Consider the following 11998-nt stretch of genomic DNA (forward strand, 5'->3'; position numbering starts at 1 on the left):
AAAATCGCACCGTCGGAGCAAATCAGCGCTGAACTGGTGATCCGCAGATCAACCCTGAAAGCTTTACACTTACCTTGCCAACGAGGCCCGAGCTTGTGTAAGGGCCTTTTTCGGCGCCTGATCCGGCCTGTCCAAAACTTGCAGAAGCTGCTTCTTCAGCACCTGTTTCTGCCCGCCCGTCAGTTGCGACTTTTTGAAGTGGTCGGTGACGTAAAAGGCGTCGACAGCGCGCTCACCGTAACAATCGACGTGCGCTGAAGCGATATCCATGCGCAAACGCGCCATGACGTCGACCAGGTCGGCGAGGAGACCGGGACGGTCGCGGCCGGAGACCTCAACGATGGTCGCATTGGCCTTGCTGGCGTCGTCGAAGGCCACCGTCGGCGCAATGGCAAACGCCGCTGTGCGGGCGGCCATGGCAGAGCTATAGGCGGCTGGCGGAGGCAGCTGGCCCTGAGCTGCCTGTTCCAGCTGCTGCTCAGCCTGCTTCATGCGCTGAGCGTCGTCGTGGCCGAACGGCAGGCCCTGGCTATCCTGAACATAGAAGACGTCGAGCGCGTGGCCTTTCGATGACGTAAAAACCTGTGCGCCGACGACATTGCCGCCCATATTGGCGAAGGCTCGCGACAGGTCAGCAAACAGGCCGGGACGGTCGTCGGCCGATATCGAAAACGCGGTGGCGTTGCGGCCGATATCGATGCGCGCCTTGGCTGCGGGCTCAGAATTGAAGGTCGACCATACCAGTGCGGCGTGGCTCTTGATGTCCTCCGGGGAGAAGGAGAACAGGTAGGATTCGTCCATGGTTTCCAGCCAGGAGGCCATGTCGTCGTTCTTGTCGCTCAAGGCGGCGAGGCGTTTCTGGGCGCGTTCGCTCAGTTCATGGCGGACCTGGGCGACGGCGTCGTTGCCCCGGCCGCCGCGAAACGCGCTTTCGGTGGCGGCGACAAGGTCACGCATCAACTGGCCCTTCCAGGCGTTCCACACACCCGGACCGACGGCGCGGATATCGGCCACAGTCAGGATCAGCAGCAGTCGCAACCGTTCCGGCGTTTCGACGATCTGGGCGAAGGCAGCAACCGTTTCCGGATCCGAGACATCTCGCTTTTGGGCATAGTCACTGAGCACCAGATGATGGCGGACCAGCCAGGCGATTTGTTCGATCTTCCATTCGGGCAAGCCCAGCCGCTCGCATGCCTTTTTGGCAGCGATCTCGCCGCCAATCTCCTGGCCGTGTTCGCCTCCCTTGCCAGTGTCGTGCAGAAGCATGGCCAGGTACAAGCTTTCCTTGTCGACCAACTGCGGCATGATCGAGGTCGCCAGCGGGTGCTCTTCCTTATAGCGCCCGGTGTCGATTCGGTGGATAACGTCGATGGCGCGCAGGGTATGCTCATCAACTGTATAGGCATGGTACATGTTGAACTGGGTCTGGGCGACGATGCGGCCGAACTCCGGTACGTAGCGCCCCAGAAGTCCGGTCTCAGACATCATGCTCAGAGTCTTGTAGGGATTGCGTCCATGCACCAGCAGGTCGAGGAACAGGCGGGCGGCTTCCGGGTTGCGGCGCAGCGATGGCGTTACCAGTTTCAGGTTGCGGGCGATGGCGGTGAAAGCGTCCGGATGCAGGTCGAGTTCCAGGCGGTCCGCCATCTTGAACAGCAGGAACATGGCGACGGGCGACTTTTGAAAGATATCGGAGCTGTTAACGCTTAGGCGCCCTTGCGTAATCGCGAAGCCCGGGTGATCGGCCTTGGTCAGGTTCATCAGGCCCGATTGAATCATGTTGGACAGGCGCACAAGCGGTTTGGATTGTTGAGCTTCCAGCTTGGTGCAAAAGGTCCTGGTCAGGGCGCCCACTTCTTTGGACGTAACGAAGTAACGGCGCATAAAGCGCTCGACATTGGGTTCGCCCAAGCGGTCTACAAAACCCATACGACGGGCGATTTCGGGTTGCAGGTCAAAACTGAGACGCTCTTCGGCGCGTCCGGCAGAGATGTGGACGAGGATGCGTACCTTCCACAGGAAGTCGAAGGCACGAACGAAGATGTCGCGTTCCTTGTCGGTCAGCAACCGGTCCAGCACGCCCCAGTCGGCCTTGCGCTTTTCGTTGACGATGCGCGGTTTTGCCTGCCCGGCCTCGGCGGCGGCCATGTACTGGGCGATCCAGAACAAGGTGTGCAGGTCGCGTAAGCCCCCCTTGCCTTCCTTGATATTGGGTTCGACGACAAAGCGGGTGGCGCCGGCCTTGAAATGTCGGCCGTCGCGCTCTTCCAGCTTGGCGGCGACGAAATTGAACATGTTCGATTTCAACCCCTCGGCAGCCATGCGGCCTTCGAGTTGCTGGACCAGCTCAGTGTCGCCGGCGATGTGGCGGCGTTCCAGTAAGGCGGTCATGATGGTGTGGTCGTTGCGGGCGAACTTCAGGGTTTCGTCCACCGTTCGCGACGAATGGCCGACCTTGATACCTAAGTCCCACAGGGTATAAAGGATGAACTCGATGACCGATTCCGAGTGCGAGGTTTCCTTCCAGGCACGCAGGAACAACAGATCAAGGTCGGAATGCGGCGCCAGTTCGCCGCGGCCGTAGCCACCGACGGCGACCAGGCTGAGGCGTTCGCCCTCAGTCGGGTTGCGGGCGCGGTAGACGTGAGTCAGCGTAAAATCCCACAGGGCAGAGATGATTTCGTCTGCGACCCGAGCCAGGGATCGGGCCGTCGACAGCCCGCCCTTGGCCTCATCGACACCGCTCAGGATGCTGCCGCGGCTCAGCTCCCAGGCCTCTTTCAGCACCTTGACAGCGCGGCGGCGCAGGTCAGATGTATCGCCGGTGGAGTCCTCGAAGGCCAGGGTCAGTAACTGACGCAGGGCGCGGCCGTCGATACGATAGGTCGGCGCGGCCGGATCTGTCAGGGTCAACATACACGTTCTGTTTAGAGGTCACTCAGTCACTAGTCTTAGTCAGCTTGTGTAAATTATAGATAACCTCCAAGGCTTCTTTAGGGCTTAAATCGTCAGGATTCAGCGATTTCAAAAGGGTTTCCACCTTCGATGGTTCCCGCGAAACCGCTGTTGGAGCTCTGGTGTGCGAGAACAGCGGAAGGTCGTCGAGGCGTAGTTTGGTCTGGTTGTCCTCTTCCAGCCGCGCGAGGATGTCGTGGGCGCGGGACACCACGCCAGCCGGCATGCCCGCTAGACGCGCCACCTGAACGCCATACGAGCGGTCTGCCGAGCCGGCGCGGACCTCATGCAGGAAGATAAGTTCACCCTTGTGCTCGCGCGCCTGCAGGCTGAGATTGTTCAGCGCCTGAAGCCGTTTTTCCAGCGCCGCCATCTCGTGGTAATGGGTAGCAAACAGGGCACGGCAGCGGACGCGGTCGTGCAGGTCTTCGGCACAGGCCCAGGCTATGGCCAGGCCGTCATAGGTAGCGGTCCCGCGGCCGATTTCATCGAGGATGACAAACGATCGGGTGGTCGCCTGTTGCAGGATGGCGGCGGTTTCAACCATCTCCATCATGAAGGTTGAGCGGCCCTGGGCCAGGTCGTCGCCGGCGCCGACTCGCGAGAACAGCCTATCGACCACGCCCAGATGCATGGACTTGGCCGGTACGTATAGCCCCGCCTGGGCCATGATGATCAGCAGGGCGTTTTGGCGCAAATAGGTCGACTTACCGGCCATGTTCGGGCCGGTGACCAGCGACAGTCGTGCCGTAATGACGCCAGCGGCATCCAACGCCATGTCGTTGGGCGTAAAGGGCTTGCCCTGGGCCTTCAGTGCTGCACAGACCACCGGGTGACGGCCGCGTGAGATCTCCAGCCGTGTTGTGTCGTCGACCATCGGCCGCGTTGCTTCGAACTCTTCGGCCCAGCCGGCATTGGCACAGGCAACGTCCAGCGCGCAGATGGCGTCGTGGGCAGCCTGGATCTGGGGCGCCACGGCGCGAACCTCTTCGCGCAGGCCCTCGAACAGCTCCATCTCGAGACCGAGCGCACTGCTGGCGGCGCGTTGGATGCGGGAATCGAGATCGACCAGTTCGGTGGTGACAAAACGGACCTGGTTGGCCAGGGACTGACGGTGGATGAACTGTTTCGTCGTGTCCTGGGCCACCAGTTGTTCGGCCAGCTTCTGACTGAGCTCGATAAAGTAACCGAGGACATTGTTGAATTTGATGCGGATGGCGATACCGGTTTCCTGGCCAAGGCGCTGCTCCAGGTTGAGGACGACCTGGCGGCTGTCGTCGCGCAAACCGCGCATCTCGTCCAGTTCGGCGCTGAAACCCGGACGGATGAAGCCGCCGTCCTTCAGCGACAGCGGAGGCTCCTCCACCACGGCGCGCTCCAGCCGGCCGCGCAGGGCGTCGACGGTCGGCGAGGGGATCAGGGCTGCGGTAATTGTGTCGATTTCGGCCGGCACACCCAGGTCTATGCCGCCGTGAGCGGCATCGTTCAGGGTGGCGGCCAGGGTTTCGCCAACCGTCAGGCCGTTGAGGATAACCGACAGGTCGCGCGGTCCGCCGCGATTGAGCGACAGACGCGACAGGGCGCGCGCCTGGTCGCTCAAAGACCGCATCAGGTGGCGCAAGTCATTGCGGGCATCGCGGCGCGGCAACAGCCAGGCGATTGTATCGAGCCGGGCATTGATCGCCGCGGGTTGAAACAGCGGCCGAGCCAGGCGCGCCGCCAGCAGGCGGCTGCCACCGGAGGTGACGGTCATGTCGAGGGCGGCAATCAGCGACCCTTCGCGCTTGCCAGTCTGGGTTCGGTCGATCTCCAGCGAACTGCGGGTGGCGGCGTCGATGGCCAGGTGGTTGTGCGAAATCACCCGCACGGGCGGTTTCAGCACCGGGCGCTTGCCGGCTTGGGTCAGGTCGACATAAGCCGCCAGCATGCCGAGCGCCGACAGTTCCGAGGCCGAAAAGGCGCCGAAACCGTCCAGAGTGGCGACGCCGTAGAGTTTCAGCAGGCGTTGTTCACCGGCGGATGGATCACTGAGCGATGATGACTGGGGTTGCAGTACGCCGCCATACTGCTTCAGCAGCGAAAAGACGCCCTCGTCCTGGAGCAAACGGTCGGCGACAAGGGTTTCAGAGGGCCGCAGTGCGGACAGGTGCGAACTCAGGGTCTCGGCTTCGATCTCCAGACATTCGACTTCGCCGGTCGAGAGCTCGACGCTGCCGAGCGCCATGACCCCGCCGCGCGACGCCAACGCGATCAGCCGGTTGGCGCCGCGGTCTTCCAGCAGGGTGTCTTCGGTCAGGGTGCCGGGGGTGACGACACGCGTGACGCCGCGTTTGACGACAGACTTTGAACCGCGCTTCTTGGCTTCGGCAGGGTCTTCGAGCTGGTCGCAAATGGCGACGCGAAAGCCCAGGCGGATCAGCTTGGAGACGTAGGCATCCAGAGCGTGGGCAGGCACGCCGGCCAGGGGGATGTCCTTGCCCTGATATTGACCGCGCTTGGTCAGGGCCAGCGACAGCGCCTGAGACGCCACAACGGCGTCGTCGAAAAAGATTTCGTAGAAGTCGCCCATACGAAACAGCAACAAGCTGTCCGGGTACTCGATCTTGGTCTTGAGATATTGTGCCATCACCGGCGTGGCGTCGGCGAAATCCGTGGCATCTTTGGGCGAATCGATGGGGACCTGAGCGTTCATCTCACGACGTTAACCATTCTTAACAGGTGTGAAAAGGCGGCAGAAAAAGTGTTACACAGAAGTTGAGCTAGCATCTAGAACAAAATAAGAACACAATCAACTTCCGTAACGTTAAGAAATGATTTGCGTGCAAAAAGTCACAGTCGTCGAGCCGTTTTATGTCCTGGTGGACAAAAATACACGCCGAAAGCAGTTGCGCCTTTATACTCCGGTCATCTTGCTCTACTAGGATTAGCCAACAAAATCATAATCATAATACAAATTGCCACACAGTAAGTACGGACCCATGCCGAGCGAAAAACAGACTTTCAGCGACGACGAAGCCCTTTATCTGCATCAATATCCGCAGCCGGGTAAGATCGCGCTCTTGCCGACCAAGCCGATGGCGACCCAACGCGACCTTGCGCTGGCCTATTCGCCCGGGGTGGCGGTGCCGGTGCGCCGCATCGCCGAAAACCCGGAAGCCGCATATGACTACACAGCCAAGGGCAATATGGTCGCGGTCATTTCCAACGGAACGGCCATTCTGGGGCTCGGCAATCTCGGGGCCCTGGCCTCCAAGCCGGTGATGGAAGGCAAGGCGGTCCTGTTCAAGCGTTTCGGCGACATCGACAGTTTCGATATCGAAGTAACGACGCAAGACCCGGACGAATTCATCACGGTGGTCAAGAACATCACGGCGTCGTTCGGTGGGATCAATCTGGAAGACATCAAGTCGCCGGAATGCTTCATCATCGAAGCGGCGCTGCAGGATCTGGCCGATATTCCTGTGTTCCACGACGATCAGCATGGCACGGCCATCATCGCCGCCGCGGGCTTGATCAATGCGCTGGAAATTACGGGCAAGCGTATCCAGGATGTCAAGGTCGTGCTTTGCGGCGCCGGCGCGGCCGGTTTGTCGTCGTTGTCTTTGATCAAGGCCCTGGGCGTGCGTCATGACAACACCACAGTCGTCGACATCCACGGCGTGGTTTTTGAGGGCCGCAAGATCGATATGGACCAGTGGAAATCGGCCCATGCTACGCGGACCAACAAACGTACTTTGGCCGAGGCCATGGTCGGCGCCGACGTGTTTTTGGGGCTGTCGGCCAAAGGTGTTCTGACATCCGACATGGTCGCCACGATGGCCGATAAGCCGATCATCTTCGCCATGGCCAATCCCGATCCGGAAATTACCCCGGAGGACGTCGCCAAGGTGCGGACCGACGCCATCGTGGCGACGGGCCGGTCGGACTATCCCAATCAGGTCAACAACGTTCTGGGTTTCCCCTATATTTTCCGAGGTGCTTTGGACGTGCGGGCGCGCCGCGTCAATCATGAGATGAAACTGGCAGCTGCGAAGGCCTTGGCCATGCTGGCGCGCGAAGACGTGCCCGATGAGGTCGCCGCCGCCTATCAGGGCCGGCACCTTAAGTTCGGCCAGGACTATATCATTCCGTCTCCGTTCGACCCGCGCCTGATCTGGTACGTACCGCCGTTCGTCGCTCAGGCGGCGATGGATACCGGCGTGGCGCGCAAGCCGATCGCCGACATGGATGCCTACCGCAAGTCGTTGGAACAGCGGCTGGACCCGTCGGCGGGTTTTCTGCAGACCATTACGTCCGCGGTCCGGTCGCGGCCGCAAAAGCGTATCGTTTTTGCCGAGGGCGAGGACATTTCGGTCATTCGTGCCGCCCACGCCTTCAAGCAGTCGGGTTTGGGGATTCCGCTGCTGTGCGGCCGGGAAAACCTGATCCGCGACAATATGCGTGTTGCGGGTCTTGACCCGGATGAAGAAGACATCGAGATCATCAATGCCCGCAAGTCGCACCGCCGCGATGCCTATGCGCAGTTGCTGTATGCGCGGTTGCAGCGTCGCGGTTACCTCAAGCGCGATGTCGAGCGGCTGATCAATCTGGACCGCAACTCGTTCGCTGCCGCGATGCTGATGTCGGGTCACGCCGATGGTATGGTGACGGGCGTGACGAGGGCCTTCGACCAGGCGTTCGAAGAAGTGATGCGTGTGGTCGACCCGGCGCCCGGCGGGCGCATCATGGGCATGTCGATCGTCCTGGCGCGTGGCAAGACGCTGTTTATCTCCGATACGACGGTATCTGAGCTTCCGTCGCCGGAAGAGCTTGGCGACATCGCCATTGAAGCGGCAACGGCGGTGCGCAATATGGGCCATACGCCGCGTGTGGCGTTCATGAGCTATTCCAATTTCGGCAATCCGGCGGGCGAGCGCTCTGAGCGGGTGTCGCAGGCGGTGCGCTTGCTGGAGCAGCGTGGAGTCGATTTCGAGTTCGAAGGCGAGATGTCGCCGGAGATCGCCCTGGATTCCACGCGCTGGGTCAACTATCCGTTCCAGCGCCTGACGGCGCCGGCCAATGTTCTGATCATGCCGGCCATTCATTCGGCATCGATTTCGACCAATCTGATCGAGGCAATTGGCGGGGCTACGGTGGTCGGGCCGTTGTTGCTGGGCTTGAGCAAGCCGGTGCAGATCTGCCAGCTGTCCGATTCCGTGAGCAAGATCCTGACCATGGCGACGTTTGCGGCGTATGACATTCGCGCGTCGGTCAAGGTTTGACCCGGTCGCGTTATGGGGTGAAGGGGCCTGAGGCCCCTTCGTCTGCCTTTTCCTTATAAGCAAAAAGCCGGCCCCAGTTGGGGACCGGCTTTTTGCTTATAAGGAAAAGGCAAGGGATCGCCCGCCGCGGAAATAGACCCACCGGGTCGATTTCATCAGGTTGGCCGACCATGCGGCAAACCTGCGCCTCTCACCCCTTGGCTCCATCATCGGCAGAATCATCCTCGGTCAGCTGGGGCTTGCTGTTCAGCCACAAACACAGTGCAATCGCCAAAACACCGATCACGGATGAATAGGTAAAAAACACGATATAACCGGTGCCCAATGCTTCCGGGGAAACCCCCAGAACCTGTGCCGGCTTGGCAAAGGATTCCGGCGTCAGGCCGCTGAACAGCGGACGAAAGGCATTCGCCCAGCCACCCTCATCCGAACTTTTCGCTGTCGTCTCGACAATCCGGCCTGACTGCGATGCCAGCATCTTGCCTGGCAGGGCGTAGATTGAGGTGAAGAGCGCATATTGCTGGGCGGCAAAGCCCTTGGTGATCAGCGACGACATGTAGGCGATCAGCACGGTACCGGCGATTCCGCCGGAAGCGTTGTCGATCCCCAGTGCAACCGAAAACGCCGTGACGTCATTGCCCTGCGTGGCCAGCCAGGCATAGGCCATGTTGGAAAACGACCCTACGATGGCGCCGAACAACAGGCCGGTCTTCATGCCGAACCGCGTCATAACGATCCCGCCCAAAGTCACGCCGGCGATGGTCATCGCCACGCCGAACACCTTGCGGACGCCGGCAATGGTCGTCAGGTCGAAACCCAGGTCGACATAGAAGGCGCCGTTGACGTTGAGCAGGAAATCCGACACGCGATACAGACAAATCAGCGCCAGGATCAAGCCCGCCAGGTTTTCATAGCGCTTGAAGAAGGCGACGATCGGCGTGACGAAGGTCTGACGCAGATAAGCGCCTGGCCGCGTCAGGTTTCCTGGCAAGGGCAGACAGGCAGAAGCGATTAATCCCAGCCCGAGGAACACTGATGGCACCTGCCAGAAAACGCCGCTGGTCTTGCTGGTCCAGGCCGCCTTGGCAACGTCGAAGGCCTCTGGTGACGGAAAGATAAACTTGAACAGATCGATATTGGCTGTTAGCCCCGCGCCCATGAGGCAGATGGCGACCAGCATCAAGGCCAGCCGGCCGAGCGATTCGATAACCTCCATCGCGGGATTGGCGGCAGCATTGCCATAGTCAATCGGCCGGACGCGGTGTTCTGTCCCTTTTGGCGCGAGCAGAACGCCAACCACGCCCAGCATCATAAGGGCCGCCATCAGGGCATAGGCAAAGCCCCAGCCCAGGGTGTCGGCCAGCAGCAGGGGTACGATCCCCGACACAAAGGGCGCAATCCGCGAGCCCCAGGCTGTTGCCGTCGCCATGACGGCCTGGCGGTCGTCCGACTCACCCGCGGTTTCGATCCGCCATGCGTCGATGACGATGTCCTGCGTAGCCCCGGCAAAACCGATGACGATGGCGGCGATCGCCATCATGCCCAACTGGGTCTGCGGATTCATGGTCGATATGGCCCATAAACCCAGCATAATAACGGCCTGGCTCAACAGGATCCAGCTGCGGCGGTGGCCCAAGGCGCGGGTCAGGCCGGGCAAACCTACCCGGTCCAGGACCGGTGCCCAGACGAATTTCAGGCTATAGACGAAAGTAACCAGCGAGAAATAGCTGATCGTGGTCAGCGACAGGTCCGCCGTGCGCAGCCACACTGACAGAGTATCGAAAATCAGCGACAACGGCAAACCGGACGAAAAGCCCAGCAGGATCATCACCAGTGCCGGCCGGGTGAAGAAGGGCTTCACGCTTTGCAGGAAGGTCTTCTTCTCGGCTGTCTCGGCCTTGGGTGATTTTGAGTCTGCCATTTGCGCCTCCTGGTCAATTGGCGTTCAACCTAGACCAGTTTGCCGAATCGGCAAGACTCAAGCGGTCCGGACCTGTGCCGCCAGGCTGGTCCAGGTTTGCAGCCTTGCCTTCAACGCCACCAGTTCAATCGGCTTGGTCAGGAAGTCGTTCATCCCGGCCGCTAGGCAGGCGCGGCGGTCTTCCTCGTAGGCATTGGCGGTCAGGGCGATGATGGGCGTCCGCACACCCAGGGCGCGGACCTCCCGCGTTGTGCCCAGGCCATCGAGACCCGGCAGGCCCAGGTCCATGAAGATCAGATCGAACTTGTGAGCCTTCAGGACGTCGATGGCTTCTTCGCCCGAAGATGCGCGTTCGACGCGGCAGCCTTCACGCTGGAGCAGGATCTGGGCCAGCAGGGCGTTGACCGGATTGTCCTCCACCAGCAGCACAGCCTTGTTCTGGCCGGATTCAATGATGATGCGCTCGTCGTCATTGTGGGCTGGCCGGCGGCCCTGACCGTGCAGGGCGTCGAGGCGCTCGACTAAGGAGGCGCGGCGCAGCGGCTTGATCAGGTATCCGGCCCAGCCGTTTTCGCGCCAGGCGACGATTTCGTCGCGTTGTTCCGGCGTCAGCAGGATCAGGCTGCGTGGTGATGGCGCCATCACCGGGCCGGCAAAGGCGGCGCGGTCGGCCAGGATAAGTCCCTGGGATGCAAAGCAATCGGCTACGTCTGGCACATCACGCAGGCGGACATCATAGGCCGCCAGGTGGCTGCGTGCGCCATCGACCAGAATCGGATTGGCGCTGATCAGAGTTACGGTTCGCGGTTGTTTCGGCGCCGGACCGCGCTTGCGCAGGCCGTACGGGGCGCGAAACTCGACGCTGAAGGTCGAGCCCTTGCCGATATCGCTGTCGAGCTTCAGGGTACCATCCATGACCTCGACCAGCTTCTTGACGACCACCAGGCCGAGGCCGGCGCCGCCGTAGCGGGTGGCGTGGGTCGGATGGACCTGGCCGTACTCCTCAAAAATACGTTCGCGCGCTTCCGGCGGGATTCCTGGACCCGTGTCCCGGATGCTGAATCGGATCAGGTGGTCATCAGTCAGGCCAACATGCATCAGGACGCCGCCGGTCGAAGTGAACTTGATGGCGTTGCCGGCCAGATTGAACAGAATTTGGCGCAACCGTCCTTCGTCGGCATGGATAGAGTCGAGCTGGGGGTCCAGACTCCATACGATCTCGATGCCATTGGCGTGGGCACGCGGCGACAGGAGCTCGGCGACGCTTTGCAGTAGGGGTTCGAGATGGACTTCCCCAGTCTCCAGCTCAATACGGCCGGCATCGATTCGGGCATAGTCCAGCAGATCGTTGACCAGGGTCAGCAGGTGTTCGCCGGAGTGACGGGCGGTGGTGAGGTAGGAATTCTGATCCGGGCTCAGCGGCGTCTTGGCCATCAGGTCGAGCATCCCCATCAAGCCGTTCAGCGGGGTACGGATCTCATGGCTCATCAGCCGGAAGAAGTCCTCACGCGCCTTCAGCTTTTCTTCGGGTGAAGGTGTTGGGGTTTCCGGCTCGGTTCTCGACGCAGGCATTCGGCTTGGCACTTCCATCGTTTTGATGGTGCACAGACTACGGCAAAGAGATTAAGTTAGTTCAAAGGCTTGATTGGAGCGCATCGCTAGAGCGCAATCCGATAAAGTGGGCACTACTTTTCGGAAAAATTGCGCGACAAAACAAAAATTTATACCAAACCTCATAAAGAATGACGCTTGGTATTCGCATTTTTTCAGCTCAAACGCCGCATGGCTCCTCGCAAAAGCTCGGGCGGCCAGTCGGCCTTGCCAACCCGCGATGAGTCAAGAATTTCGCGGGTTGGTATTA

5 protein-coding genes are annotated in these 11998 nt (G+C 60.7%); 1 reads left to right on the plus strand and 4 read right to left on the minus strand.

The features are described 5' to 3' along the window. Positions 1 to 69: 69 nt before the first annotated feature. Both ABAC402_RS28655 and mutS read right to left on the minus strand, forming a co-directional pair. Positions 70 to 2916 carry a [protein-PII] uridylyltransferase gene (locus ABAC402_RS28655; protein WP_023449171.1) on the minus strand — a complete coding sequence of 949 codons (2847 nt, stop codon included), beginning with the start codon at positions 2914 to 2916 and terminating at the stop codon, positions 70 to 72. Between the two features lie 22 nt (positions 2917 to 2938). After that, the gene (mutS, locus tag ABAC402_RS28660) at positions 2939 to 5647 is read right to left on the minus strand and encodes a DNA mismatch repair protein MutS (RefSeq protein WP_023449172.1); all 2709 of its coding nucleotides are present in this window, start codon (positions 5645 to 5647) and stop codon (positions 2939 to 2941) included. 286 nt (positions 5648 to 5933) lie between these two features. Here mutS and ABAC402_RS28665 point away from each other — a divergent pair, with 286 nt between their 5' ends. Then, positions 5934 to 8216: an NADP-dependent malic enzyme gene (locus tag ABAC402_RS28665; protein ID WP_023449173.1), complete on the plus strand. Its 2283-nt coding sequence runs from the start codon at positions 5934 to 5936 to the stop codon at positions 8214 to 8216. A 190-nt stretch (positions 8217 to 8406) separates the two neighbouring features. Here the strand turns inward: ABAC402_RS28665 and ABAC402_RS28670 are convergent, their stop codons facing one another. Next, positions 8407 to 10137, minus strand: coding sequence for an MFS transporter (locus tag ABAC402_RS28670; protein WP_023449174.1), 1731 nt, complete (start codon positions 10135 to 10137; stop codon positions 8407 to 8409). Between the two features lie 57 nt (positions 10138 to 10194). Next, a complete protein-coding gene (locus tag ABAC402_RS28675) occupies positions 10195 to 11709 on the minus strand; it encodes a response regulator (protein WP_023449175.1) in 1515 nt (504 codons plus the stop codon). Between the last annotated feature and the right edge of the window lie 289 nt (positions 11710 to 11998).

Source organism: Asticcacaulis sp. AC402 (assembly GCF_000495835.1).
Lineage (GTDB): Bacteria > Pseudomonadota > Alphaproteobacteria > Caulobacterales > Caulobacteraceae > Asticcacaulis.

Excerpts from the sequence above, each read along its gene's own strand:
- ABAC402_RS28655 (WP_023449171.1), bottom strand. The coding sequence starts at position 2,916 with ATGTTGACCCTGACAGATCCGGCCGCGCCGACCTATCGTATCGACGGC.
- mutS (WP_023449172.1), bottom strand. The coding sequence starts at position 5,647 with ATGAACGCTCAGGTCCCCATCGATTCGCCCAAAGATGCCACGGATTTC.
- ABAC402_RS28665 (WP_023449173.1), top strand. The coding sequence starts at position 5,934 with ATGCCGAGCGAAAAACAGACTTTCAGCGACGACGAAGCCCTTTATCTG.
- ABAC402_RS28670 (WP_023449174.1), bottom strand. The coding sequence starts at position 10,137 with ATGGCAGACTCAAAATCACCCAAGGCCGAGACAGCCGAGAAGAAGACC.
- ABAC402_RS28675 (WP_023449175.1), bottom strand. The coding sequence starts at position 11,709 with ATGCCTGCGTCGAGAACCGAGCCGGAAACCCCAACACCTTCACCCGAA.